Genomic DNA, 25,666 nt, shown 5'->3' on the forward strand with positions numbered 1-25,666 from the left:
CGACATGCGCACCCGACGACTGCGTCCCCTGCTCGCCGCGTCCGCGGGCGTCCTGCTCGCGGCCACCGGCGCCGGCTCCGCCGGCCTCGCCGCCGCGTTGCCAGCGGTCGCCGCAACAGCGGTGACGGCGTCGCCTCCCGCCGAGTTCGGGACCGACTGGGACGACCCGCGCACGCCGGAGCCTCCGGTCGACGTGCCTTCGACGCGGCACTGCACGGTGCGCGTCGTCGACGAGGCGTTCGACGACTTCGACGTGCACACCCGCGCCTACACGCCGCCGGCTGCCTGTGCGGGGTCGTGGTCGAAGGTCGTCATGCGCCTCGAGGGGTCGGTGGCCGGCCGCCAGTTCGACCGCATCGGCTACGTCGACGTCGGGGGCGTGCGGATGCTGACGCTCTCGACGCCCGAGCCGAGTCCCGAGGGGATCCGCTGGCACGTCGAGAAGGACGTCACCGAGCTGGCGCCGCTGCTGCGCGACCCACAGCAGGTGCAGGCCTTCATCGGCAACGTCGTCGACTCCACCTACACGGGCGTCATCCACGTGACCGTCGACCTCGACTTCTACACGACGGACCGCGCGGCACCCGCGGCCCAGACCTCCGACGCGGTCCTGCCGCTGACGGGCGCCTCCCGCGACGGCACCGATCTCGTGGGTTCGCTGACCGTGCCCCGCAACTCGACGCGGTTGCTCGCCGACGTCTTCGCGACGGGCTCCGGTGGTGGCTGCGAGGAGTTCTGGGACACGAGCGCCCCTGCGAGCACGGGCTACTCGTGCCCGGACGGCCTGCCCTACCGCGAGGTCGACGTGCGCATCGACGGCCGGCTGGCCGGGATCGCGGCGCCGTACCCGGTCGTCTACACCGGCGGCTGGAGCAACCCCTTCCTCTGGTACACGATCCCGTCGCCGAAAGCCTTCGACATCCCGCCGCTCGGGTACGACCTCACGCCGTTCCTCGGTCGGCTCAACGACGGTCGAGCCCACGACGTACGCCTCTCGGTCGTCGGGCTCCCGGCGGGTCAGGGCGGGTGGACGCTGTCGCCGCGCTTCCGCGTGTGGCGCGACGCCGGGCGAAGCGTCGTCGCCGGCAGCACCGGAGACGCGTCGGGCGGCGACCCCGTCGTGCAGAGCACGGTGAGCGGTTCCGGCGACAGGGCGGGCCACGTCGACCTCGACGCGACGCGCGAATTCCGTGTCACGGGAACGCTGTCCACCTCGCGTGGCCCGGTGACGACCAGCGTCACGCGAAGCCTGTCGAACACCTCGCGCCACTCGTGGACCGACGACGAGGCCGACGACACGCTCAAGGCGACGTGGGCCGACACCCAGTCGGTCGCGACGAGCCACGGCAACGGCACGCCGACCGTCGAGCGAACGACGCACCAGTGGGACAAGGACGGTGTGCTCGGCTTCCACCCACGCACCGACGTCGCCGGAGCGTACGACGTCACCGGAGACCTCGCCATCTCGTGGCAGCGCGCGACGACGCTGACCCGGGGCGGCGCGCAGCTCTCGAGCCAGTCCGAGACGTCCTCCTACGACGGGCGGGCCGCCTGGATCTACGGCGTGCCGCGCGACCAGCGGCACGCCACGGCCGACACGAGCGCCCGTGCCACCGTCACCGAGAGCACCCTCGGGCGGCCGACGACGTCGTGGGAGCACCGCCTCCGGGCCGTCAACGGCACCTTCGTCACCGACGCCGTCGGCTGAGGCGTCCCTGCGGGTGGCGGCGTCGGGGGTGACAATGGGCCCATGTCCACGGTGGAGCGACGCGCGCCCGACGACGTCCTGGTCCACCTCCGGCGCGCCCGCGACCATGCCGACCGGCACTACGCCGAGCCGGTCGACCTCGAGGTCCTCGCCGCCGTGGCGTGCCTGTCGAAGTTCCACTTCCTGCGCCTGTTCCGCGCGACGTACGGCACGACGCCGGCCGAGTACGTCTCGCGCCGGCGCATCGAGCGGGCGCAGGACCTGCTGCGGAACACCAACCTCACCGTCACCGAGGTCTGCCACACCGTCGGCTTCACGAGCCTCGGCTCGTTCAGCAGCCGTTTCCGGGCCGTCGTGGGGGAGAGCCCCAGCGACTTCCAGCGCCGGTGGCTCGGGACCGGGGCGCCGCGCATCCCCGGGTGCTGGGTGTTCATGTGGGGCCTGGCCGAGCGCGCGACGCCCGAGCCGGGCCCCGGTCGGAGCGCAACCGAGGAGAAGCATCCGGGGACCGCGCGGTCGTAGCGTCGTCCGCATGATCACCAACGTCTCCATCATCAGCGTCTTCGTCCGCGACATCGACGAGGCCAAGTCCTTCTACACCGACGTCCTCGGCTTCGTCGCCAAGGACGACATCACCCTCGGCGACGGCTACCGCTGGTGCACCGTGACCCAGCCGAGCCAGCCCGAGCTCAACCTCCACCTGACCCAGCCCGGACCGCCCCTGTCGCCCGAGCTCGTCGACGCCGTCCGCCGCGCCCAGGACAGCGGCGCCATGCCGGGCATCGGCCTCGACGTCGACGACTGCCAGCAGACCTACGAGGACCTCGTGGCGCGCGGCGTCGAGTTCATCCAGCCGCCCTCCGCGCGTCCGTACGGCACCGAGGCCGTGTGCCGCGACGTCTCGGGCAACTGGCTCGTGCTCGTCGAGCACGGCACCCCGCAGGCCTGACGCGCGCCGACCTCAGGGCAGCCGCACCGACCGGCTCGCCCAGGACACCTCGCTGGCGTAGCCGAGCGAGGCGTAGAGGCCACGGGCCACGGTGTTGTGCGCATACATCCCGAGCGTGCACACGCCGTGGTCGGCGACGGCCCGGCGGGTCACGGCCCCCACGACGGCACGACCGAGGCCCCGCCCGCGCACCGACGCGTCGACGGCGACCGAGGACACCGACGGCGCCCCGCTCGGCAGCAGCCCGACGGCGGCCGTGGCGACGAGCCGCCCGTCGAGGTCGACGCCCCACCACGACTCGCCCTCGCCGGGGGCGGTGTCGGCCGTGGGGGAGTGCGCGGCGAGGAACGCCGTCACCTCCTCGACGCGCGCGAGGTCGTCGAGCGGCCGCACCATCGACTCGGGGGCGAAGGCGGCCGGTTCGCTCGTCGTGACGAACCAGTCCCAGTCGCCGCCGGGGTCGACCTCGAAGCGCTCGTGGACGAGCGGCTCGAGGTGGCGCGGCACGCTGAGGCCGAGGGGCCACGACGCCTCCAGGCCCTCGGCGAGCCCGGGCAGGGCGTCGAGCAGCGTGGCGACGCCCGACGCGCGGCCGAGCGCCGCGAAGGCGACCCCTCGGCGGCGCAGCCGGCGGAACAGCACCGCGTCGCCGGCTCGCCACCACGTGTGGGCGAGCTCGGGCGGGACGTCCCAGCGCACGAAGCCGTGCCCGCCCGACGCGTCGACGAGACCCGGGTGGCCGTGACCCTCCACCACGCCGTGCACGCGGCCGGGGCCCGCGACCGCGGGCCGGTGGCCGCCGCTCACTCGGAGATCCCGAAGCGGGCGTGGAGACGTCGCAGCGGGGCGGGCGCCCACCAGTTGGCAGACCCGAGCACCGTCATCGTGGCCGGGACGAGGAGCATCCGCACGAGGGTCGCGTCGATGGCGACCGCGGCGACGAGGGCCACCCCCATCTCCTTGATGATGAGGATGTCGCCCGCGACGAAGCCGGCGAAGACGATGACGATGAGCAGCGCCGCGCTCGTGATGATCCGGCCGGTGCGCTGGAGCCCGAGCGACACGGCGCGGTCGGTGTCGTGCCCGGCGCGGTGGAACTCGACGATGCGCGACAGGAGGAACACCTCGTAGTCCATGGAGAGGCCGAAACCGAACGCCAGGACGAGGAAGGGCACCATCGACTCGACGGCGCCCACCGAGCCGAAGTGGAGCAGCCGGTCGAGGTGGGCGTCCTGGAAGATCCACACGACGACGCCGAGCGCCGCCCCCAGCGACACGACGTTCATGAGGAGCGCCTTCGCAGGGATGATGACCGAGCCCGTCATGAGGAAGAGCAGCACGAGCGTGCCGAAGACGACGAACGTCACGGCGTACGGGGCGCGCGCCGCCATCGAGTCGAGGAAGTCGATCTGGCCGGCCGCCTGCCCCGTGGTCAGGGTCTCGAAAGGCGCTGGAGTGGAACGGATCTCGGTGACGAGGTCCTGCGCCTGCTCGGAGGTCGGTGGTCCGGCCACGCGGATGTCGACGCGCTGGTGGTCGGCGCCGAGAGGCGTCACGGTCAGGCCCTCGACGCCGTGGGAGGACGAGAACCGCTTCGCCCACGACGTGACGGCCGCACGGTCCGGGGACGCCGCCACGACGGTGACCTCCGGCGCGGACAGGGTCGGGTAGTCGCGGGCCAGGGCGTCGAAGAAGACGCGCTGCTCGGCGTCCCTGGGCAGCAGCTCGGTGCCCGAGGCGGTCAGCTTCATCGACAGCGTGGGCAGCGCCAGCGTCACGAGGACGGCGACGACACCGAGGATCACCAGAACGGGTCGACGCTGCACGTCGGAGGCCAGGCGGGAGAAGGCGCCGACGTCGCTCGGTCGCTCGACCGCCCTGCGCGCCAGTCGCTTCGCGCCGAGGACCGCGAGCGCAGGGATCAGCGTGACGGCCACGACCATCGCGACGAGGACGACGCTCACCCCGGCGACGCCGATGGCGCGCATGATCGAGGCCTCGAAGACGAGCAGGCCGGCGAGCGCGATGGCCACGGTCAGCCCCGAGAAGAGCACCGTGCGTCCCGCGGTGGCCACGGTGCGCTCGGCCGCACGCGTGACGTCCTCGCGCGTCGGCACCTCGTGGTCGCGGTGCGCGAGCTCCTCGCGGAACCGGCTCACGGTGAGCAGGCCGTAGTCGATCGAGAGGCCGAGACCGAGCAGGGTGACGATGTTGACGACAGTGGCGTCGAGCTCGACGGCGTGGGAGAAGGCGAAGAGCGACAGCAGGGCGCCGCCGATCGACACCACGGCGCCGACGATCGGCATGCCCGCGGCGACGAACCCGCCGAACACGAAGAGCATGACGAGGAACGTCAGGGGCAGGGCGATGCCCTCGCCGCGGAGGAGGTCGCGCTCGACGGTGCCGGTGATGGCCTTGATGATCTTGTTCGCGCTGCCGACCGAGCCCTTGGCGTCCATGGCCGTGGCGACGTGGAGCAGGGCGGCCTCGGTGGCTGCCTCGGCGTCGTCCTGAGCCTGCTTCGACAGGCCCGGCTCGAAGTCGACGACGGTGACGAACCCGCCGGCCGACGGCGTCCCGCCCTGGAGCAGCGGCGCGACCGCAGGGTCGCGAAGTCCCTTGGGGGACAGCAGGGGAGACCGCACGGCCTTGACGCCGTCGAGGCCTGCCACCGTCGCCGTGGCGTCGGCCCCGGCGCGCACGACCGCGGGGTCCGTGAGGTCGGCACCGTTCACCTGGAGGGTCAGGGTGTCGAGCGTCGGCTGGTTCGCCTCGATGACGTCACGGGCCCGGGAGGACTCCGACTCGACGGTCGGGGCGCCGGAGTGCAGGCGCTCGAACAGGGACTCGCCCGTCACCCCACCGACGGCCACCGCGAAGCAGGTGAGGGCGATGACGGCCCAGGCGGCGACCCACCAGCGCGGGTGGTGGGCGATGGCCCGGCCGAGACGGGCGAGGCGCGAGGGCGGACGGTCGCCCGCGATCGAGGGTCCGGACACACGGATAGGGTTCCACAGTGAGCTCCGACGACCTCTTCGGGTCCGCCGCGGCGGCCGAGCGCGCCGACCTCCCTGCGTCGGCCGGGACCGCCCCGCTCGCGGTCCGGATGCGGCCTCGGACCATCGAGGAGGTGCGCGGCCAGCGCGAGTCGCTGCGCCCGGGCAGCCCCCTCCGCCGGCTCATCGAGGGATCCGGGGGTGCGGCCGGGCCGCTGTCGGCGATCATCTGGGGGCCGCCCGGCACCGGCAAGACGACCCTGGCCCACCTCGTGGCCACGGCCGCCGACCGGCGCTTCGTCGAGCTCTCCGCCGTCACCGCCGGCGTCAAGGACGTCCGCTCGGTCATGGACTCCGCAGCCCGCGAGCGCGACCTCTACGGGCGGCAGACCGTGCTGTTCCTCGACGAGATCCACCGCTTCACCAAGGCCCAGCAGGACGCCCTCCTGCCCGGCGTCGAGAACCGCACCGTCATCCTCGTGGCCGCCACGACCGAGAACCCCTCGTTCAGCATCATCTCCCCGCTGCTGTCGCGCTCGGTCCTCGTGACGCTCGGCTCGCTGCCCGACGACGACGTCGCCGACCTGCTCCGCGCTGCCCTCGACGACGAGCGCGGCTTCGACGGCGGCCACACCCTCGACGACGACGCCCTCGACCACCTCGTGCGGATCGCCGGGGGAGACGCGCGCCGGGCCCTGACCTCGCTCGAGGCGGCGGCCGGCGTCGCCCTCGACGCCCAGCCCGCCGGGCGCACCGACGACGACCCGGTGGCGATCACGCTGCCCCACGTCGAGCAGGCGGTGGCCCACGCGGCCGTGCGCTACGACCGCGCCGGCGACCAGCACTACGACGTCGCCAGCGCCCTCATCAAGTCGATGCGCGGCAGCGACGTCGACGCGGCGCTGCACTACCTGGCCCGGATGCTCGAGGCCGGCGAGGACCCCCGGTTCATCGCCCGGCGCATCGTCATCTCCGCGAGCGAGGACGTGGGAATGGCCGACCCCACCGCGCTGCAGACCGCCGTCGCCGCGATGCACGCGGTCGCCCAGATCGGCATGCCGGAGGCGCGGATCATCCTCGGGCAGGCCGTCGTGCACAACGCGCTCGCGCCGAAGTCCAACGCCGCCTACGCCGGCATCAACGCGGCGATCGCCGACGTGCGGGCCGGGCGCGGAGGAGCGGTGCCACCGCACCTGCGCGGCAGCGGCTACGCCGGCGCCGAGCGGCTCGGCCACGGCGCCGGCTACGTGTACGCCCACGACGAGCCCGACGCCGTCGCGCGCCAGCAGTACCTGCCCGACGACCTCCACGACGCCGTCAGCTACTACCAGCCGACCGACCGTGGGTTCGAGGAGCGGCTTCGCTCCCGGTGGGAATGGCTCGCCGGCCGGCTCGGGCGCACCCGTCGGTCCTGACGTCAAGGGTCGTGCCCCGCGCCCGGCGGGGGCCGACACGGCACGCTCACGAGGGACATCTCAGGCGTGTTGCAGACGGGACGCATGTGACGTCCGGCCCGCTCGACGGGGCGATTGTCCAGCCCCGTCCGCCTTCTCCCGGACGAAGTTGTGCCGATTCGGCGGCTGGTAACGATTTGTCAACCATGACCGTCTCGACGCTTGGACACCGGGTTTGCGTGTGGCAGGGTGACGTCGTCCCGCAGGGGGTGGAACGGCCCGTCCGTGTGCCCGTGCCGGGACCGGTGAGTTCTCTCGCCGGTGAAGGGAATCCCACAAGGATGGAGACATCGCGTTGAACGCCATGCCGGGCTCTGCAGCTGCGACGCTGACCGAGACGCCCGACGAGACGACCCCTCAGGAGCCGACCAGGAAGCAGGTGAGGACGGGTCGCTCTCCCGGCCAGGTCGCCTGGGACCGGCTCAAGAAGGACAAGGTCGCGATCGTCTGCGCAGTCATCATCATCTTCTTCGTCCTCGTGGCGATCTTCGCGCCACTGCTGACCTCCCTCGAGGCGATCGACCCGATCACCAAGGCCCCGGCCGACCCGTACACGACGCACACCGAGCTCGTCGACCTCAACGGCCTGCCGACCGTCGGGATGAGCTCGGCCCACTTCCTCGGCGTCGAGCCGCGCGTCGGTCGTGACCTCTTCGCCCGCTGGGCCTACGGTGCGCGCCCGTCGCTCATCATCGGCTTCGTCGCTGCCGCTGTGTCCACCTTCATCGGCGTCGCGCTGGGCCTGCTCGCCGGCTACCTCGGCGGCAAGACCGACCGGGCCATCTCCTGGGTCATCGACTTCTTCCTGTCGCTGCCGATCCTGCTGCTCATCATCGCGATCGTCCCGCTGGTGCAGAAGAGCGTCGCCGCGGGCAGCGACCTCACCAACGACCAGACCTCCCAGATCCGCTTCATCGTGCTGATCTGCGTGCTGTTCGTCTTCGGCTGGATGGGTCTGGCGCGACTCGTGCGCGGTGAGGTGACGAGCCTGCGCGAGCGGGAGTTCGTCCAGGCGGCGCGCGCCATCGGCGTGCCGACCCGCCAGATCCTCTTCAAGGAGATCCTGCCGAACCTCGTGGGCCCGATCATCGTCTCGGCCTCGATCGCCGTCCCGGCCTACATCACCTACGAGGCCACGCTCAGCTACCTCGGTGTCGGCCTCGTCGAGCCCACCGCGTCGTGGGGCCGGACCATCTCCGATGCCCAGAACCTCTTCGCCACCTATCCGCTGTGGCTGTGGCCCTCGGTCATCGCGCTGTCGCTGCTCGTCCTTGCCCTGACGCTGCTCGGCGACTCGATCCGCGACGCCTTCGACCCCTCCAGTCGCCGATAACCCACCCGGTTTCGGTCCTCAGATGTCCCCGGCAAAGCGCCGGGACAAGCACAAAGGGAGCAAACAACAATGCGCTGGACCAAAGTCCTGACCGTGGGAGCTGCGGCTTCCCTCGGCTTTGTCGCGGCCTGCGGCGCTCCGGCAGCCAACAACGGTGGCGCCGGCGGCACGAACGGTGCCGGCAACGGCAATGTCGAGGGTGCGTCTGCTGCGCTCGACCCGAACGCCAAGGGCCCGGCCCCGGCCGTCCCCGGTGCGAAGAAGGGCGGCATCCTCACGGTTGCCTACGCCTCGACGCCGGCCAACATGGACCCGAGCGACCAGTTCTACCAGGACACGGCCGTCATCTTCTCGCTGACGAACCGCAGCCTGACGACGTTCACGATGAAGAACGGCAAGATGGTTCTCGTCCCGGACCTCGCGACCGACCTCGGCAAGCAGTCCGAGGACGGCCTCACCTGGACGTTCACCCTCAAGGACGGCCTGAAGTACGAGGACGGCACCCCGGTCAAGGCCCAGGACATCGCGTTCGCGGCCAAGCGCTCCTTCGACCCCGACCTCGCGGCCAACGGTCCGACGTACCAGAAGGAGTTCTTCAAGGGCGGCGCGGACTACCAGGGCCCCTACAAGGGTGACAAGAACTGGAAGGGCGTCGAGGCCACCGACGACAAGACCGTCGTCTTCCACCTCGAGAAGCGCTTCGAGACGCTCCCGTACTTCGTCTCGTTCAACCAGTTCACGCCGATCCCCGAGGCCAAGGACACCAAGGCCGACTACCAGCTGCACCCGATGGCCACGGGCCCGTACATGTTCGACAAGTACACCCCGGGCACCGAGCTGACGCTCAAGCGCAACCCGAACTGGGACGCCAACTCCGACCCGGCGCGCAACAACTACCCCGACGGCTACCACTTCAAGTGGGGCGTCGACACCATCAAGACGCAGACGGCCATCCTCGCCTCCAACGGCGACGACGCCACGACGCTCAACTGGGACGCCATCGACTCCTCGCTCATCCCGCAGATCGAGGGTGACAAGAAGTCGCAGTTCGTCGAGGGTCCGTCCTCGTGCGTGCTCGTGGTCAACATGGACGCCACGAAGATCCCGATGCCGGTGCGCAAGGCGATCGCCGCCGCGTGGCCGTTCGACTCGATCCACAAGGCCGGTGGCGAGACCTCGCACTCGTTCACCCCGGCGAGCACGCTGATCCCGCCGCAGATCCCGGGCCACCTCAACTACGTCGTGGACGGCATGAACGGCCAGGGCGACGGCGACCCGGAGAAGGCGAAGAAGATGCTCGCCGACGCCGGCTACGGTCCGGACAAGCCGTTCGAGCTCATCTACTACTACACGAACGACGACGACATCGCCCAGAAGGTCAACCAGGTCCGCAAGCAGAAGCTCGAGGCTGCCGGCTTCAAGGTGACCGACATCGGCGTCCCCGGCAAGGAGCGTCGTGCGATCGTCGGCAAGCCGAACGGCAAGTACAACATGCTGCAGTCGCCGCGCGGCTGGTGCTTCGACTGGCCGTCCGCCGACTCCATCATCCCGCCCACCGTCGGCAGCGGCGCCCTCTCGCAGGGTGGCACGACCTTCGGCAACTTCTCCGACGCCAAGATCGACGCCGAGATCAAGCGCATCCTGCAGCTCTCGATCGCCGAGCAGGGCCCGGAGTGGGGCAAGATGGACAAGTGGCTCACGGAGAACTACCTCCTGGCCATCCCGGACAACTACGACAAGGGCAACTACGTCTTCGGCACCAAGGTGAAGAACGTCGTGAACAACCCGAACAAGGGCATGCCGGAGATCACCCAGATCTGGCTCGACCAGTAAGTCGCTGACGACAGCGCCCTTCCGGGGGCGCATGATCTGAACCGACTGCCGTGGTGGGGGCCCGGGCTCGTCCCGGGTCCCCACCAGCGGCGCCACCCGTGCTGGAAGGTATCCATCCGTGCTCACGTACATCCTCAGGCGAATCGCGCTCGCCGTGAGCGTCGTCCTGGCGACCCTGGTGTCGACGTTCCTCCTCTTCTTCGCCGCGCCGTCGGACCCGGCGCTGGCGCTGTGCCCCGACACCAAGTGCCCTCCGGCACGCCTCGAGGCGATCCGGGCCAACCTGGGTCTGAACAAGCCCCTGGTCCAGCAGTTCACCGACTACTTCTCGGGTCTCTTCGCCGGGCGTGACTTCGTCTACGCCGGTGACCAGGTGCACTGCAGCGCGCCCTGCCTCGGCTACTCGTTCGTCACGCGCCAGTCGGTCAACACCGAGCTGTTCTCGCGCTTCCCGAACACCGTGGTCCTCGCGATCATGGCCGCCGTCATCTTCCTGACGGTCGGCATCACCCTGGGCATCCTCGCCGCGGTGCGTCGCGGCACGTCGTCCGACCGCGGCATCGTCGGGGTCTCGCAGGTCATCGGCGCGATCCCGTACTACATCCTCGCGCTCCTCGTCGCCCTCTACCCGGTGACGCTGTGGCACATCCTCCCGCAGTACACCTCGATCTCCTCGGGAGTCGGTCCCTACATCGCGGGCATGCTGGCGCCGGCCCTCATCCTCGGGTTCGTGACGTCCACGACGTACGTGCGATACACCCGCAACTCGATGCTCGAGTCGCTGTCGATGGACTACATCCGCACGGCGCGCTCCAAGGGCATCGGTGAGCGGCGCGTCCTCGTGCGGCACGGCTTCCGCGCGGCGATGAGCCCGATCCTGACGATCCTCGGCCTCGACATGGCGGCCCTGCTGACCGGCACCCTCATCACCGAGCAGATCTTCGGCGTCGACGGCATCGGCAAGCGCACCATCACCGCCTTCAAGGCCGACGACCTCCCCGTCATCATGGGCAGCGTCCTCATCTCGGCCGTCATCGTCGTCCTGATGAACCTCATCGTCGACATCGGCTACTCGTTCATCGACCCGCGAGTGAGGCTCTCGTGACCGCGACCGCGTCCACCATCCAGACCCAGTCCGCCGAGGCCAAGAACGCCGGTGACGTCGTCCTCGACGTCACCGACCTCACGGTCCGGTTCCCGACGGAGGAGGGGGTCGTCAAGGCCGTCTCCAACCTGTCCTACCAGGCCCGTCTCGGCCGCACGCTCGCCATCGTCGGCGAGTCCGGCTCGGGCAAGTCGGTGTCGAGCATGGCCGTCCTCGGCCTGCACAACCCGAAGCGCACCGAGATCACGGGCAGCATCAAGCTCGACGGTCTCGAGCTCGTCGGGGCCTCGCGCCAGACCTTCCAGCAGATCCGCAGCACCAAGGCCGCGATGGTCTTCCAGGACCCGCAGTCCTCGCTGCACCCGTTCCACAAGGTCGGCAAGCAGATCGCCGAGGCCTACGCCGCCCACCACAGCGTGAGCAAGCAGGTCGCCGCCAAGCGCGCCGTGGAGATGCTCGACCTCGTCGGCATCCCCAACCCGCAGCGCCGGGCCAACTCCTACCCGCACGAGTTCTCCGGCGGCATGCGCCAGCGCGCCATGATCGCCCTCGGCCTCGTCAACAACCCGAAGCTGCTCATCGCCGACGAGCCGACGACCGCCCTCGACGTCACCGTCCAGGCGCAGATCCTCGACCTCGTCAACGACCTGCAGAAGGAGTTCGGCTCCGCGGTCATCCTCATCACCCACGACCTCGCCGTCGTGGCCGAGACCGCCGACGACATCCTCGTCATGTACGCCGGTCGCGGCGTCGAGAAGGGTGATGCCAAGGAGGTGCTGGCCCAGCCGTCGCACCCCTACACCTACGGCCTGCTCCAGTCGGTGCCCTCCCACTCGGAGGACCTCGACGAGCTCTCGACGATCCCGGGCTCACCGCCGAGCCTGCTCGCCCTGCCCTCCGGTTGCTCGTTCCACCCGCGCTGTGCGTTCAAGGACCAGGTCGACGGCGACGCGTGCTTCACGCTGCTGCCCGAATGGCGTCCGACACCGGGCCTGTCCAACCGCCAGATCCGTTGCCACCTCGACGACCCGGTGGCCACCCTGCAGAGCGCCGAGGGAGCACGATGACCGACCAGCCGCTGCTGAAGGTCACCGACCTCCAGCGCCACTTCCCCTTCCGCGAGGTCCAGGGCCTGCGCATGGTCAAGGCCACGGTCAAGGCCGTCGACGGGATCAGCTTCTCCCTCAAGGAGGGCCAGACCCTCGGCCTCGTCGGCGAGTCCGGGTGTGGCAAGTCGACGACCTCACGCCTCGTGACGCGCCTCGACGAGCCCACCGGTGGCAGCGTCGAGTTCGAGGGACGCGACATCACGCACCTCAAGGAGAAGAACCTCCGGTCCATCCGCCGCGACGTGCAGATGATCTTCCAGGACCCGTACTCCTCGCTGAACCCGAGGCACACGGTCGGCTCGATCCTCACGACGCCGCTCAAGGTGCACGGCCTGCACCAGGGCAAGGAGAAGGCCCGCGTCCAGGAGCTCCTCGAGCTCGTCGGCCTCAACCCCGAGCACATCAACCGTTACCCGTCGGAGTTCTCCGGAGGTCAGCGCCAGCGCATCGGTATCGCGCGGGCCCTGGCGGTCGAGCCGAAGCTCATCATCGCCGACGAGCCGGTCTCGGCCCTCGACGTATCGATCCAGGCCCAGGTGATGAACCTGCTCGCGAAGCTGCGCGACGAGCTCGACCTCGCGTTCATCTTCGTGGCCCACGACCTCGGCGTCGTGCGGCACTTCTGCGACCAGGTCGCGGTCATGTACCTCGGCAAGATCGTCGAGTACGGCGACAAGAAGAAGATCTACGAGGCCCCGGAGCACCCGTACACGCAGGCGCTGCTGTCCGCCGCGCCCGACATCAACGTGGCGCGCGGCATCGCTCCCAAGGAGCGCATCCGCCTCGTCGGCGACGTGCCGAGCCCGATCGACCCGCCCAGCGGGTGTCGCTTCCGGACGCGCTGCTGGAAGGCCCAGGACATCTGCGCCACCCAGGAGCCGCCGCTGGTGGCCTCCGAGGCCGACCTCGCGGGGCGTACCAAGCGCGAGGCGGGCCTGCACCGCCAGGCGTGCCACTTCCCCGAGGTCAAGACCAACCTCGTGGCCGAGGTGGAGCCCGTCTGACCCGACGCGCGCCCCTCGTCAGCTGGGAAAGTGCCCACTCGACCGTTCGCGTCGTCGAGTGGGCACTTTCTCGCTCTCCGTCGCCCGGTCGCTCCACCCGGGCCCGACGCGTGAGGCGGCGGCGGGCGGGAACGCGGTGGGACCTGTGCCACACCGTCCGTTAGGGTTGTCCAGATGGCGCGATGTCCGCGCCGACGACCCGAAGGACGGATGGATCGTGGCCCGAGAGGCACGCACGGTGGTCGAGGCCCGGGTGAGCGCGCGTCAGCGTCGAGCTCCCCGGGGGCCAGTCGCGCCCTGGTGAGGCGCCGGGCTGGCCCCGCCCCGACCTGCCCCGACCCCGACCGTCGCCCGCCCCGTGAGGCCCGGCGACGACCCGGACCACTTTCGACCCAAGGACTGACGCATGGAAACCGCTGAGATCAGGCGTCGTTGGCTCTCGTACTTCGGCAGCCGCGGCCACACGGTCGTGCCGAGCGCGTCGCTCGTGCACCAGGACCCGAACCTCCTGTTCGTCAACGCCGGCATGGTGCCCTTCAAGCCGTACTTCCTCGGCCAGGAGACGCCCCAGTACAGCCGCGCGACGAGCGTGCAGAAGTGCGTGCGCACCCTCGACATCGAGGAGGTGGGCAAGACCACCCGCCACGGCACGTTCTTCCAGATGAACGGCAACTTCAGCTTCGGCGACTACTTCAAGGAAGGCGCCATCGAGCTCGCGTGGGAGCTCATCACGACGAGCCAGTCCGACGGCGGCCTCGGCTTCGAGGAGAAGGACCTCTACGCCTCGGTCTACCACGAGGACACCGAGGCGATCGCCCTCTGGAAGAAGGTCGCGGGGCTGCCCGACGACCGGATCGTGCGCCTCGGCCGCAAGGACAACTACTGGAACATGGGCGTGGCCGGCCCCGGTGGCCCCTGCTCGGAGATCCTGCTCGACCGCGGCCCGGAGTACGGCGCCGACGGCGACTGGGAGGCGGGCGACCGCTACCTCGAGTTCTGGAACCTCGTCTTCATGCAGTACGAGCTGGAGAACGTGCGCTCCAAGGAGGACTTCGACATCGTCGGGGACCTGCCCAAGCGCAACATCGACACCGGCATGGGCCTCGAGCGCGCGGCGTTCCTGCTCCAGGGCGTCGACAACATCTACGAGACCGACGAGGTCTTCCCGGTCATCTCGGCGGCCGAGGACCTCACCGGCCGACGCTACGGCGCCGACCACGAGGACGACGTCCGGTTCCGGGTCGTGGCCGACCACGTGCGCTCCTCGCTCATGCTCATCGGCGACGGCGTCGTGCCCGGCAACGAGGGCCGTGGCTACGTGCTGCGCCGCCTGCTGCGCCGCGCAGTGCGCTCGATGCGCCTGCTCGGTGTCGACGCGCCGACGCTCGAGCACCTGCTCCCGGTCAGCATGGAGCGGATGAAGGCGTCCTACCCCGAGCTCGAGACCGACTTCCGTCGCATCAGCCAGGTGGCCTACGCGGAGGAGGACGCGTTCCGGCGCACCCTCAGCTCGGGCACGACGATCCTCGACACCGCGGTCGCCAAGGCGAAGTCGTCGGGCTCCTCGACGCTCGGCGGCTCGGAGGCGTTCGCGCTGCACGACACGTACGGCTTCCCGATCGACCTCACCCTCGAGATGGCGGCCGAGCAGGGCCTGCAGGTCGACGAGGCGGGCTTCCGGCGCCTCATGGGCGAGCAGCGTGACCGCGCGAAGGCCGACGCCCGGGCGAAGAAGAGCGCGCACGGCGACACCTCCGTGTACCGCCAGCTCGCCGACGCGCTCGGCGGCGACGTCGAGTTCACCGGCTACGACCAGGTGCTCACCGACACCACGCTGCGCGGCATGCTCCGCGACGGCGTCGCGATCGAGCGTGCCGAGGCCGGCGACGACGTCGAGATCGTCCTGGACCGCACGCCGCTCTACGCCGAGTCCGGTGGCCAGCTGGCCGACCACGGCCGGATCCGCCTCGCGAACGGTGCGCTGCTCGAGGTCAAGGACGTCCAGCGCCCCATCACCGGTCTCGTGGTGCACCGCGCGACGGTGCTCGAGGGCGAGGCCGCCGTCGGGCAGGAGGCCGAGGCGGAGGTCGACGTGCTGCGTCGGCGCTCCATCTCCCGGGCGCACACGGCCACGCACATGGTCCACCAGGCGCTGCGCGACGAGCTCGGCGACACCGCGACCCAGGCCGGTTCGGAGAACTCGCCCGGCCGCCTGCGCTTCGACTTCCGCTCGCTGCAGGCGGTCCCCGCCGAGGGGCTGGCGCAGATCGAGGCGCGGATCAACGGCTTCCTCCTCGAGGACCTCCCCGTCACCGCCGACATCATGAACCTCGACGCCGCCAAGAAGCTCGGCGCGATGGCGCTGTTCGGCGAGAAGTACGGCGAGCGTGTGCGCGTCGTGTCGATCGGCGAGTGGTCGCGCGAGCTGTGCGTCGGCACGCACACGCCGCGCATCGGCCAGATCGGTGTCGTCAAGCTGCTCGGCGAGGCCTCCATCGGCTCTGGCGTGCGCCGCGTCGAGGCCCTCGTCGGTGCCGATGCGTACACGCACCTCGCGCGCGAGGCCGCGATCGTCAGCCAGCTGACCGACACGCTCGGTGTGCGTCGCGACGAGCTGCCCGACCGCATCGGCGGCATCCTGTCGCGCCTGCGCGACGCCGAGAAGGAGATCGCCGCGGTCCGCCAGGCGCAGGTGCTCGGTGCGGCCCCGGGCCTCGTGACCTCGGCGCGCGACATCGCCGGGGTGACGTTCGTCAGCCACGACGCCGGTGCCGGCGTCGGAGGCGACGACCTGCGGGCGCTCGTCACCGACGTCCGGGCGCGCCTCGGCAACGACCGCCCGGCGCTCGTGTCGATGGCGGCGGTCGCGAACGAGCGTCCCGTCGTCATCGTCGCCACGAACGAGCGGGCCCGCGAGGCCGGCATCAAGGCGGGCGCCTTCGTCAAGCTGGCGGCCCAGACGCTCGGTGGTGGCGGCGGTGGGCGCGACGACCTCGCGCAGGGTGGCGGCACCGACGCGTCCAAGGTGTCGGCGGCCCTCGGTGCGGTCGAGGACGCGCTGCGGAACCGAGGCACCGGCCAGTGACGCACTCGGGCGCACGCCCCGGAGTTCGCGTCGGCGTCGACGTGGGCCAGGCTCGCGTCGGCGTCGCCGCGTCCGACCCGTCGGGGACGTTCGCCCACCCCGTCGAGACGCTGCCGCGTGACCTCGACGGGAACACCGACGTCGAGGCACTGGCGGCGATCGTCGACGACGTCGGCGCGGTCGAGGTCGTCGTCGGGCTGCCCCGGCTGCTCTCGGGTCAGGAGGGCGAGGCCGCGCGACTCGCTCGCGCGTACGCGGCCCTGCTGGCCGCACGGCTGGGTACGGTGTCGGTGCGTCTCGTCGACGAGCGCTTGACCACCGTCGACGCGCACCGGAGACTTCGCGACAGCGGGGTCCCCGGTCGCGGTCAGCGGGCGGTGGTCGACCAGGCCGCTGCGGTGCTGATCCTCCAGTCGGCCCTCGACACCGAGTCGGTCCAGGGCCGACCACCGGGTGAGACCGTCTCGCCCGGCGGACGACGGAAGAAGGAACGCCGACGATGAAGGAGCACCTGGAGTCGTCCATCTTCGGCGACCACGACGAACCGTTCGCCCACGACACGACGGCGCCCGCCCAGCACGACGACCCGCAGGCGGCCGGGGCCGCCGGACGTCCGGCCCGGGCCGGTGCCCCGATGACGCGCCGCGAGATGCGTGAGGCCGAGGAGGCCGCCCGTCGGCGCGGTCGCCGCCGCAATCGCGAGACGAACCCGCCTCCCGCAGCGCCGGTCGATCCCCACGAGCCGGTCGAGCCGGGTGGCAAGCGTCGGGGCAAGCCCTCGGTGCTGCGCCGCCTCATCGTCATCGTCCTCGCCCTCGGGCTCATCGGCGGCGGCGTCGCCGTGGCCTACCGGGCCCTCAAGCCGGTCGTCGAGAGCATCTTCGAGGCCAACGACTACCCCGGGCCGGGCTCGGGCGAGGTGCAGGTCACCGTCGAGGACGGCCAGGGCGGCAGCGCTATCGCCAAGACCCTCGTCGCGGACGACGTCATCAAGTCGACGAAGGCGTTCATCGACGCGGCCAACAACAACCCCAAGAGCGCGGGCATCCAGCCGGGCATCTACACGCTGAAGAAGCAGATGACGGCGGCCGACGCGCTCGCCGTCCTCGTCGACCCGAAGAACCGCAACATCACCCGCGTCACGATCCCCGAGGGCCTCTGGGCCGACGAGGTTTACGCCCGCTTGTCGAAGGGGTCGGGCATCCCTGTCGCGGACTACCAGGCAGCCGCCAAGAAGGTCGACGAGCTCGGCCTGCCTCCGTCGGCCAAGGGCAACATCGAGGGTTACCTCTTCCCGGCCAGCTACGAGTTCGGGTCCAAGTCGACGGCGCTCGACCAGCTCAAGGAGATGGTCGCGGAGTCGACCAAGCGTCTGGAAACCCTCGGCATCGCGCCCGACCAGATGGAGCGCGTCGTCACCGTCGCGAGCCTCGTCGAGGGCGAGGCCCAGACCGAGGACGACCAGGCCAAGGTCGCGCGGGTCATCGAGAACCGCCTCGCGAAGAAGATGTCGCTCGGCCTCGACTCCACGGTCAACTACATCTTCAAGAAGCGCGGCGTACCGACGCAGGACATGCTCGACAGCGACAGCCCGTACAACACGCGTCGTTTCCCCGGCCTGCCGCCGGGCCCGATCGCCAGCCCGGGGGAGAAGGCGCTGCAGGCGGCGGCGTCCCCGGCCCAGGGCGACTGGCTGTACTTCGTCACCGTCAACCTCTCCACCGGCGAGACGAAGTTCGCGTCGACGTACGAGGAGCACCAGCGCAACGTGCAGGAGTTCCAGGACTGGTGCGCGGCCAACAAGGGCAAGTGCTGACGCCCTGGTGCGAGGTGTGGGGCAGCCCCATCGCGCACTCGCTCTCACCGGTGCTGCACCGCGCTGCGTACGCGTCCCTCGGCCTCGACTGGGCCTACGGTCGCCGTGAGGTCGATGCCGACGGGTTCGCCGACGCCCTGGCCGGCATCGGCGAGGGCTGCCGGGGCCTGTCGCTGACGATGCCGCTCAAGGAGGCGGCGCTGGCTGCCGCGGCCGTCGTCGACGACGCGGCCCGGGTCACCGGGGCGGCCAACACCCTGGTGCCCACCACCGCCGGTTGGTCGGCCCACAACACGGACGTCGACGGCATCCGGCGTGCCCTCGCCGATGCGGGCGCGGCCGAGCCGGAGACAGTCCTCCTCATCGGGTCGGGGGCCACCGCCCGCTCGACCCTCGCGGCCGTGGCCGGCACGGCCAGACGCGTCGTGCTCATGGTGCGCGACGACGTCCGACCCGAGACGCTCGAGCAGGCCCGCGCCGCAAGGCTGCCCGTCGACGTGGTCGGGCTGGGGGAGTGGACGTCGGCGGACGTGGTCGTCAGCACGGTGCCCCCGGAATCCGTGACCGGCCTCGACCGGCTGGCGGACCCGGGTGCCTCGGGGCGCACGGTCCTCCTCGACGTCGTCTACGGCGCAGGCACGACGCCGCTCGAGCGGGCCGCCGTCACGGCGGGCTGGGCGGTGTCGCCGGGCACCGACATGCTCCTGCACCAGGCCACGCGCCAGGTCGAGCTCATGACCGGGCGGACGGCGCCGCTCGCGGCGATGCGGGCCGCGCTCGAGACTGCCCTCGCCGAGCGCGCGGCCGGGGCAGCGGCCTCATGACGTGGGTCGTCGCGCCGCCGACGCCGTGGTGGTTCGTCGTCGTGGTGGGCCTCGCGGGTCTGGGCGTCGGGGAGGTGCTGCGCCGACGGCTCGCGACGTTCGGCTACCGGCTCGACGACGAGATGGGGCGCGGGCCGCGCATCGGCGCCTGGGTCGTGACGGCCTCGACCGGGCTGCTCTGGGCGCTGCTCGCCTGGCGCTTCGGCCCGCTCTCGGAGTGGGCGCTGGCACCGGCCTACCTCGGCTTCGCCTTCGTCGCCGTCGCGCTGTCGTGGATCGACGCCGACGTGCACCGCCTGCCGCGTGGCCTGACGCGTCCGGCCTACCTCGTCCTGGTGGTGCAGCTCGCACTGGCCTCGCTCGCCTCGGGGGACTGGGCGGCGCTGCGGCGGGCCGTCGTCGCGGGGCTCGTCCTCTGGGCGGTGTTCCTGCTCCTCGCCCTCCTCGCGGCGCTGCTCGGCAGCGGGTTCGGGTTCGGCGACGTCACGCTCGCCGGCCTCGTCGGGCTCGCCTCAGGCTACGTGTCGGCGACCGCGACGCTCGTGGCGGCGTGCTCGGCCTTCCTCCTGGCCGGCATCTACGGCCTCGTGCGGCTCACGGTGCTGCGCGGCTCCCGCAAGGACGACATCGCCTTCGGCCCGTGGATGCTCGTCGGGCTGCTCGTCTCCCTCGTCACCGAGGTGCGGCTCGTCCTCTGACACACCCCCGCCGTCGGGCGGCTCCGGAGAGCCACCCGACGACCGTGATCCGCGGGACGTCGAGGCCCGTCGTGCCTAGAGGATGTAGCCGCTCGACGCGTTCCAGGTCGCGTGCGTGCGGCAGTTGGAGTCGGCGTACTCCTTCGAGGTCGACTCGAAGACCGAGTAGAGGCGCTTCACCGACGACCCCGCGGAGGCGCCCGTCGAACGCACCTGCGTCGTCACCCTGCCCAGGTTGTCGCGGCCCCACGAGCGGCTGAAGACGAAGTGGTTGCTCGTCACCTGGACGCCTTGGACGATCGACGGGGTGCCGTAGGTGGCACTCGGCGTCAGCGTCACGACGCCGGTGCTGGACGTCGCGTAGCGGCGCATGACGTTGCCGTAGAAGTCGCCGACGTAGAGGCTGCCGTTGAAGTAGTCGACGCAGGAGGCGTGCGAGAGGTTCTTGAGGGGGTAGCGCGCCGCGTAGGAGACGGCCCGGCGCGCGCCGGTGGGAACGGCCCGCACCCGCTCGATCGGGATCCGGTAGACGTACGACCCGCCCTCGATGTCGGAGACGTAGAGGTTGCCGCGACCGATCGTGAGGCCACCGGCGTGGCCCTTCTTGGGCACCCCGCTCAGCTCGATGGTCTTGACCCAGGACGACGTCGACCGCTTGTAGACGACGACGCGCGGCACTTCGAGGGCGTCCCGGTGGTACATCGACACGTAGAGGTAGTCGCCGGTCGCGTCGTAGGTCATGCCCTGGGGCACCCAGTTGGTGTCCTTGTAGGCGCCGAGCGTGCCGCGAGATCGTTTGTGCCGGTTGGCCATGAGCCGCGTGGGTCGTCCCCCCGGGGTCGACGGTTTTGTCCGTCGACGGGTCGTCGCCGCTCGCGTAGCGTCGAAGAAGGCCCCGCCGAGACCTGCTCGGGTGGCCCTGTGGGCCGGGGTCGATCCGATGAAGGGAGTGCAACGGCATGAGCTATGGCGTCGTCCACCAGTTCAAGGGGGGTACCAAGGACCAGTACGAGGCGTCGATCGCGGCGGTCCATCCTCCTGACGGCCTGCCGGCAGGACAGCTCTTCCACGCAGCCGGGCCGTCCGCCGACGGCTGGACCATCGTGGCCGTCCACGAGTCGAAGGAGAGCTGGGAGGCCTTTCGCGACGGGATCCTGATGCCGCGCATGCAGGCGGGCATCCCCGGCGGGTTCGCCGAACCCCCTCAGGAGACCGTGTTCGAGGTGGCGAACGAGGTCAGGGCATCGACCCCGGCCTGACCGAGCATCGCCTGACGGGCGTTACCGCGCTGGCGGGGGCGCCCGTCAGTGTGCTTCCAGCACGAAGAAGATGAAGCAGATGAAGGCGGTCCGGTCGCCGAGGCCCGGCGGGAGCAGAACGCGAGGAGTGTCGGGGGAGAAGGGCGTTCACCGAGGCCGGCTTCCGCATCTCGGTCATCAGCGAGCCGCCGGCCACCCGCAGGTCGACGTCCTCGCCCAGCCGTTCGCGCGCCAGCTCGAGCATCGCCCGGCTGGCGTCGAAGCCGGGCACGACGGGCCCACGCGAGCGAAGGTCCTCGGTCAGCGGGCCGGAGCCGCAGCCGGCGTCGAGCACCCGGCGACCGCGCACGTCGCGGCCAGCGAGACCATCGCCGGTCGCGCGTAGTGGGTGTTGAAGAGGCCCGCGTCGTTCGTCCTGGCGTAGCTCGCGGCGAAGCCGCCGTAGTGGTCGGGCCTCATCGCGTCTCGCCCCTCGCGGGCTCCCGGGCGGGAGCGACGCGTGCAAGGGTGCCACGGCCGAGCGACGCCTGGGTCGTCCCGCGTCGCGGGCGCGTCGCGGGCCCATCCGGGCTGCGTGGGAGGATCGGGTCATGTTTCGTTGGTTGACCGCCGGTGAGTCCCACGGCCCGGCGCTGGTCGCCGTCGTCGAGGGGGTGCCGGCCGGAGTCGAGGTCGGGGCCAAGGACCTCCAGGCAGCGCTCGCGCGCCGGCGACTCGGCTACGGCCGTGGCGCCCGGATGAAGTTCGAGCAGGACGAGGTCGAGTTCCTCGGCGGCCTGCGCCACGGCGCGACCATGGGCTCGCCGCTCGCGGTCCGCATCGGCAACAGCGAGTGGCCGAAGTGGACGACCGTCATGAGCCCCGAGGCCGTCACCGACGCGGCCTTCGCCGCCGCCGACGACGTCAACGCGGAGAAGGAGGTCGCGCGCAACAAGCCCCTGACGCGGCCGCGCCCCGGCCACGCCGACCTCGTGGGCATGCAGAAGTTCGGGCACGACGACGCCCGGCCCGTCCTCGAGCGCGCGAGCGCCCGCGAGACCGCCGCCCGCGTCGCGCTCGGCGAGATCGCCGCGCGCTTCCTCGAGCAGGCGTACGGCATCAGGCTCGTTTCGCACACGGTGTCCATCGGCACGGCCGGCGTCGGCGCCGACGCCCCGGTGCCGTCGCCCGAGGACGTCGAGCGCCTCGACGCCGACCCGGTGCGCGCCTTCGACGCCGCCGGTTCGGCCGCGATGGTGGCCGAGGTCGACGCCGCCCGCAAGGACGGCGACACCCTCGGCGGCGTCGTCGAGGTCCTCGCCTACGGCCTGCCGCCGGGGCTCGGCTCGCACGTGCACTGGGACCGCAAGCTCGACGGCCGCCTCGCGCAGGCGCTCATGAGCATCCAGGCGATCAAGGGCGTGGAGGTCGGCGACGGTTTCGAGACCGCGCGCCGCCGCGGGTCGCAGGCCCACGACGAGATGGACCTCGTCGAGGGCACCATCACCCGGCGCACCGCCCGCGCAGGAGGCACGGAGGGCGGCATGTCCAACGGCCAGCCGCTGCGCGTGCGTGCGGCGATGAAGCCGATCAGCACCGTGCCGCGGGCGCTCGCGACCGTCGACGTCGCCACCGGCGAGGCCGCCACCGCGATCCACCAGCGCTCCGACGTGTGCGCCGTGCCGGCGGCGGGTGTCGTCGCCGAGGCGATGGTCGCGCTCGTGCTCGCCGAGGCATGCCTCGAGAAGTTCGGCGGCGACTCGGTCGCCGAGACGTCCCGCAACCATGCCGCCTACCTCGCGGCGATCCCGGAGGGCCTGCGCACGTGGTGACCACAGACGCGAACGAGCCGAGCGAGTCCGGCTCTGCAACAACGACATCGGGCGGCACGCGTCCGGTCGCGGTCGTCGTCGGCCCGCCCGGCGCGGGCAAGACGACCGTCGGACAGGCCCTGGCCCAGCGGCTCGGCGTCGAGTTCCACGACGTCGACGCCGCCATCGAGGCCGCCGAGGGCCGCAGCATCTCCGACATCTTCGTCGACGACGGCGAGCCGGTCTTCCGCGACCTCGAGCGCACCGAGGTGGCGCGTGCGCTCGCCGAGGAGCCGGGCGTCGTCGCGGTCGGCGGTGGCGCGGTCATGGACCCCCTCACCGAGGACGCCCTGCGCGGCCACGTCGTCGTCTTCCTCGACGTCGCCATCGCCGATGCGAGCCGGCGCATCGGCTTCGACAAGTCGCGGCCCCTGCTGGCCGTCAACCCACGGGCGTCGTGGGTGGCGATGATGAACCACCGGCGCCCCACCTACGAGCGCGTGGCCTCGGTCCGCGTCGACACCGCCGGCAAGGCGCCCGACGCGATCGTCGACGAGGTCGTCGTGCTGCTCGAGGCGGACCGGGCGTGAGCGGCACGGGCACGCCGACGACGATCAGCGTCGGCGGCCAGTACGAGGTCGTCATCGGCGCCGGCGTGCTCGACCGGGTCGCCGACCTCGTGGGTTCGGGCCCCGGCGACAGCGTCGAGCGCGTGCTCCTCGTGCACCCGCCGACTCTGCCCGACCTCGTGGCCCGGGTGACCGCGGCTCTCGAGGCGCGCGGGTACGGCGTTCACGCGGCCGAGGTGCCCGACGCGGAGTCGGCCAAGACCGCGGCCGTCGCCGCCGACCTCTGGTCGCGGCTCGGGCAGGCCGGGTTCACGCGCAGCGACGCCGTCGTCGGCCTCGGCGGTGGCACCGTCACCGACCTCGCCGGCTTCGTCGCCGCGTCCTGGCTGCGCGGGGTACGCGTCGTCCAGGTGCCCACGACCCTGCTCGGCATGGTCGACGCCGCCGTGGGCGGCAAGACCGGCATCAACACGCCCGAGGGCAAGAACCTCGTCGGGGCCTTCCACCCGCCGGCCGGCGTGCTCTGCGACGTCGACGTGCTCGCGACGCTTCCCCCGGCTGACCTCGTGGCCGGCCTGGCCGAGGTGGTCAAGTGCGGGTTCATCGCCGACCCGCGCATCCTCGAGCTCGTCGAGGCCGACCCGGCCGCGGCCTCCCGCGCCGACGGGCCGCACCTCGTCGAGCTCGTCGAGCGCGCCGTCCGCGTGAAGGCGGAGGTCGTCGCGGCGGACCTCCGCGAGAGCTCGCTGCGCGAGATCCTCAACTACGGCCACACCTACGGGCACGCCATCGAGCAGGTCGAGCGCTACACGTGGCGCCACGGCGAGGCCGTCGCCGTCGGGATGGTCTACGTGGCCGAGCTCGCCCGGCTCACCGGCCACCTCTCGGGCCCGGAGGGTGACGCGCTCGTCGCGCGCCATCGCGCGGTGCTCGAGTCGCTCGGCCTGCCGACCAGCTACGACGCCGGGCGCTGGGACGACCTGCTCGCGGCGATGCGCCGTGACAAGAAGTCCCGCGGGTCGACGCTGCGGTTCGTCGTCCTCGACGCCCTCGCCGAGCCGGCGCGCCTCGTCGGTCCCGACGACGCCGTCCTCGAGCAGGCGCACCGCCTCGTGTCGCGGCACCCCGCCGCCGACGCTCACTAGACTCCGGCCATGACGGCAACGGTCTTCGTCCTGTCCGGCCCCAATCTCAACCGGCTCGGCACACGCGAGCCCGAGGTGTACGGCTCCGACACGCTCGACGACGTCCACGCCGCCGTGCAGCGCGAGGCGCGCGACCTCGGGCTCGTCGCCGACTGCCGACAGACCAACCACGAGGGCGAGCTCGTCGACTGGCTCCACGAGGCCGTCGACGCCGGCGCTGACGTCGTGCTCAACCCCGGCGCCTTCACCCACTACTCCTACGCTGTGCGCGACGCCTGCGCCATCGTCACGACGAGCGGGCGCAGCCTCGTCGAGGTGCACCTGTCCAACCCGGCGGCGCGCGAGGAGTTCCGGCACACCTCGGTCGTCGCCGGCGTCGCCACCGGCACCATCGCCGGGTTCGGCCTGCAGAGCTACCTGCTGGCGCTGCGCGCCCTGGTGTGAGGCGCGCCGACCGACCCGAGGGGGCCATCAGCCCTGACGCTGCTGCTCGCGGCGTCGGTAGAGCTCCTCGACGGCGCTCGGCAGCGTCGTCTCGAAGTCGATGAGCTTGGCCCACGTCGGTGTCACGACGATCCGCACCATGCCCTCGTACAGCGAGTGCACGTCGGCCTCCCAGGCGGTGCGCTGCTCAGCCGTCATGCCGTAGGTGCCGTTCATCGTGAGGAACTCCTCGGGGATGCCGTCGACGTCGTCGAGCCGCGCCGTGCCCCGTACGAGCAGGATCGTGGGCGGGTGCACCTCGGTGTCGATGGTCAGGGCGACGGCGGGGTTGCGGCGCAGGGCTGCCAGCTTCGGGGCGTTGCGCGGCGTGCACATCACGATCTCGGCGCTGTTCCAGGAGAAGCCGATCGGCACGGTGCGCGGCGTGCCGTCGACGGCGACGTAGCCGAGCCGGACGATGTCCCGCGCGAGCATCTCCCGGCTCCGGGGCCGGTTCAGGATCTCGGTGATGCGCTGCTGCTCCATGGGTGCGTCCTCCTCGGTGG

General features: G+C 71.5%; 25 protein-coding genes. 19 read left to right on the top strand and 6 right to left on the bottom strand.

Annotated elements, in window-relative coordinates:
• Nucleotides 1-4 precede the first annotated feature (4 nt).
• From AC3A5R_RS20895 to AC3A5R_RS20905, 3 genes are read left to right on the top strand one after another with little or no spacing between them, the layout of a single operon-like run.
• Entirely contained in the window at nucleotides 5-1,708 is a 1,704-nt protein-coding gene (locus AC3A5R_RS20895) for a peptide-N4-asparagine amidase (protein WP_487622697.1), read from the top strand.
• Between the two features lie 42 nt (nucleotides 1,709-1,750).
• Nucleotides 1,751-2,230: a helix-turn-helix domain-containing protein gene (locus AC3A5R_RS20900; protein ID WP_487622698.1), complete on the top strand. Its 480-nt coding sequence runs from the start codon at nucleotides 1,751-1,753 to the stop codon at nucleotides 2,228-2,230.
• 10 nt (nucleotides 2,231-2,240) lie between these two features.
• Nucleotides 2,241-2,657, top strand: coding sequence for a VOC family protein (locus AC3A5R_RS20905; RefSeq protein ID WP_487622699.1), 417 nt, complete (start codon nucleotides 2,241-2,243; stop codon nucleotides 2,655-2,657).
• Nucleotides 2,658-2,669: 12 nt separating this feature from the next.
• Here AC3A5R_RS20905 and AC3A5R_RS20910 read toward each other — a convergent pair whose 3' ends face one another.
• The gene (locus AC3A5R_RS20910) at nucleotides 2,670-3,464 is read right to left on the bottom strand and encodes a GNAT family N-acetyltransferase (RefSeq protein WP_487622700.1); all 795 of its coding nucleotides are present in this window, start codon (nucleotides 3,462-3,464) and stop codon (nucleotides 2,670-2,672) included.
• Nucleotides 3,461-5,656 (bottom strand): MMPL family transporter, encoded by a 2,196-nt coding sequence (locus AC3A5R_RS20915; RefSeq protein WP_487622701.1) that lies wholly within the window; start codon nucleotides 5,654-5,656, stop codon nucleotides 3,461-3,463. The genes AC3A5R_RS20910 and AC3A5R_RS20915 overlap by 4 nt, the downstream gene beginning before the upstream one ends.
• 17 nt (nucleotides 5,657-5,673) lie before the next feature.
• Here AC3A5R_RS20915 and AC3A5R_RS20920 point away from each other — a divergent pair, with 17 nt between their 5' ends.
• The 11 genes from AC3A5R_RS20920 to AC3A5R_RS20970 all read left to right on the top strand — a co-directional run bounded on the left by AC3A5R_RS20920 (nucleotide 5,674) and on the right by AC3A5R_RS20970 (nucleotide 19,914).
• On the top strand, nucleotides 5,674-7,068 hold the full coding sequence (locus AC3A5R_RS20920) for a replication-associated recombination protein A (protein ID WP_487622702.1): 1,395 nt from the start codon (nucleotides 5,674-5,676) through the stop codon (nucleotides 7,066-7,068).
• Between the two features lie 343 nt (nucleotides 7,069-7,411).
• Nucleotides 7,412-8,440 carry an ABC transporter permease gene (locus AC3A5R_RS20925; RefSeq protein WP_487622703.1) on the top strand — a complete coding sequence of 343 codons (1,029 nt, stop codon included), beginning with the start codon at nucleotides 7,412-7,414 and terminating at the stop codon, nucleotides 8,438-8,440.
• Between the two features lie 93 nt (nucleotides 8,441-8,533).
• Nucleotides 8,534-10,273: an ABC transporter substrate-binding protein gene (locus AC3A5R_RS20930; RefSeq protein ID WP_487622704.1), complete on the top strand. Its 1,740-nt coding sequence runs from the start codon at nucleotides 8,534-8,536 to the stop codon at nucleotides 10,271-10,273.
• Nucleotides 10,274-10,391: 118 nt separating this feature from the next.
• On the top strand, nucleotides 10,392-11,378 hold the full coding sequence (locus AC3A5R_RS20935; protein ID WP_487622705.1) for an ABC transporter permease: 987 nt from the start codon (nucleotides 10,392-10,394) through the stop codon (nucleotides 11,376-11,378).
• Nucleotides 11,375-12,445: an ABC transporter ATP-binding protein gene (locus AC3A5R_RS20940; RefSeq protein ID WP_487622706.1), complete on the top strand. Its 1,071-nt coding sequence runs from the start codon at nucleotides 11,375-11,377 to the stop codon at nucleotides 12,443-12,445. The genes AC3A5R_RS20935 and AC3A5R_RS20940 overlap by 4 nt, the downstream gene beginning before the upstream one ends.
• Nucleotides 12,442-13,491: an ABC transporter ATP-binding protein gene (locus tag AC3A5R_RS20945; RefSeq protein ID WP_487622707.1), complete on the top strand. Its 1,050-nt coding sequence runs from the start codon at nucleotides 12,442-12,444 to the stop codon at nucleotides 13,489-13,491. The genes AC3A5R_RS20940 and AC3A5R_RS20945 overlap by 4 nt, the downstream gene beginning before the upstream one ends.
• Nucleotides 13,492-13,897: 406 nt before the next feature.
• Nucleotides 13,898-16,576, top strand: a complete 2,679-nt coding sequence (alaS, locus tag AC3A5R_RS20950) for an alanine--tRNA ligase (protein WP_487622708.1) — start codon at nucleotides 13,898-13,900, stop codon at nucleotides 16,574-16,576.
• Nucleotides 16,573-17,079: a Holliday junction resolvase RuvX gene (gene ruvX / locus AC3A5R_RS20955; protein WP_487622709.1), complete on the top strand. Its 507-nt coding sequence runs from the start codon at nucleotides 16,573-16,575 to the stop codon at nucleotides 17,077-17,079. The genes alaS and ruvX overlap by 4 nt, the downstream gene beginning before the upstream one ends.
• Nucleotides 17,076-18,392 (top strand): endolytic transglycosylase MltG, encoded by a 1,317-nt coding sequence (gene mltG, locus AC3A5R_RS20960; RefSeq protein ID WP_487622710.1) that lies wholly within the window; start codon nucleotides 17,076-17,078, stop codon nucleotides 18,390-18,392. Before ruvX ends, mltG begins: the two co-directional genes overlap by 4 nt.
• A complete protein-coding gene (locus AC3A5R_RS20965; RefSeq protein WP_487622711.1) occupies nucleotides 18,386-19,216 on the top strand; it encodes a shikimate dehydrogenase in 831 nt (276 codons plus the stop codon). Before mltG ends, AC3A5R_RS20965 begins: the two co-directional genes overlap by 7 nt.
• Nucleotides 19,213-19,914 carry a prepilin peptidase gene (locus tag AC3A5R_RS20970; RefSeq protein ID WP_487622712.1) on the top strand — a complete coding sequence of 234 codons (702 nt, stop codon included), beginning with the start codon at nucleotides 19,213-19,215 and terminating at the stop codon, nucleotides 19,912-19,914. Before AC3A5R_RS20965 ends, AC3A5R_RS20970 begins: the two co-directional genes overlap by 4 nt.
• Before the next feature lie 75 nt (nucleotides 19,915-19,989).
• On the opposite strand, the gene AC3A5R_RS20975 is transcribed toward AC3A5R_RS20970, so the two are convergent.
• Nucleotides 19,990-20,727: an NHL repeat-containing protein gene (locus tag AC3A5R_RS20975; RefSeq protein WP_487622713.1), complete on the bottom strand. Its 738-nt coding sequence runs from the start codon at nucleotides 20,725-20,727 to the stop codon at nucleotides 19,990-19,992.
• Between the two features lie 146 nt (nucleotides 20,728-20,873).
• On the opposite strand from AC3A5R_RS20975, the gene AC3A5R_RS20980 reads away from it, so the two are divergent.
• On the top strand, nucleotides 20,874-21,173 hold the full coding sequence (locus tag AC3A5R_RS20980) for a hypothetical protein (RefSeq protein WP_487622714.1): 300 nt from the start codon (nucleotides 20,874-20,876) through the stop codon (nucleotides 21,171-21,173).
• On the opposite strand, the gene AC3A5R_RS20985 is transcribed toward AC3A5R_RS20980, so the two are convergent.
• A complete protein-coding gene (locus AC3A5R_RS20985; protein ID WP_487622715.1) occupies nucleotides 21,151-21,522 on the bottom strand; it encodes a methyltransferase domain-containing protein in 372 nt (123 codons plus the stop codon). The genes AC3A5R_RS20980 and AC3A5R_RS20985 overlap by 23 nt on opposite strands.
• Nucleotides 21,474-21,632 carry a hypothetical protein gene (locus AC3A5R_RS20990; protein ID WP_487622716.1) on the bottom strand — a complete coding sequence of 53 codons (159 nt, stop codon included), beginning with the start codon at nucleotides 21,630-21,632 and terminating at the stop codon, nucleotides 21,474-21,476. Before AC3A5R_RS20990 ends, AC3A5R_RS20985 begins: the two co-directional genes overlap by 49 nt.
• 131 nt (nucleotides 21,633-21,763) lie before the next feature.
• Here AC3A5R_RS20990 and aroC point away from each other — a divergent pair, with 131 nt between their 5' ends.
• Genes aroC through aroQ form a run of 4 tightly spaced genes read left to right on the top strand, consistent with a single transcriptional unit; the run spans nucleotide 21,764 to nucleotide 25,121 of the window.
• The gene (gene aroC, locus AC3A5R_RS20995) at nucleotides 21,764-22,984 is read left to right on the top strand and encodes a chorismate synthase (protein ID WP_487622717.1); all 1,221 of its coding nucleotides are present in this window, start codon (nucleotides 21,764-21,766) and stop codon (nucleotides 22,982-22,984) included.
• Nucleotides 22,981-23,553 carry a shikimate kinase gene (locus tag AC3A5R_RS21000; RefSeq protein WP_487622759.1) on the top strand — a complete coding sequence of 191 codons (573 nt, stop codon included), beginning with the start codon at nucleotides 22,981-22,983 and terminating at the stop codon, nucleotides 23,551-23,553. Before aroC ends, AC3A5R_RS21000 begins: the two co-directional genes overlap by 4 nt.
• Complete coding sequence (aroB, locus tag AC3A5R_RS21005; protein WP_487622718.1) at nucleotides 23,550-24,677, top strand: 3-dehydroquinate synthase; 1,128 nt, start codon at nucleotides 23,550-23,552, stop codon at nucleotides 24,675-24,677. Before AC3A5R_RS21000 ends, aroB begins: the two co-directional genes overlap by 4 nt.
• Nucleotides 24,678-24,686: 9 nt before the next feature.
• A complete protein-coding gene (gene aroQ, locus AC3A5R_RS21010) occupies nucleotides 24,687-25,121 on the top strand; it encodes a type II 3-dehydroquinate dehydratase (RefSeq protein ID WP_487622719.1) in 435 nt (144 codons plus the stop codon).
• A gap of 27 nt (nucleotides 25,122-25,148) precedes the next feature.
• On the opposite strand, the gene AC3A5R_RS21015 is transcribed toward aroQ, so the two are convergent.
• Nucleotides 25,149-25,646, bottom strand: coding sequence for a pyridoxamine 5'-phosphate oxidase family protein (locus AC3A5R_RS21015; protein WP_487622720.1), 498 nt, complete (start codon nucleotides 25,644-25,646; stop codon nucleotides 25,149-25,151).
• Between the last annotated feature and the right edge of the window lie 20 nt (nucleotides 25,647-25,666).

The sequence above is a fragment of the Intrasporangium sp. Soil_C_50 genome, assembly GCF_057656595.1.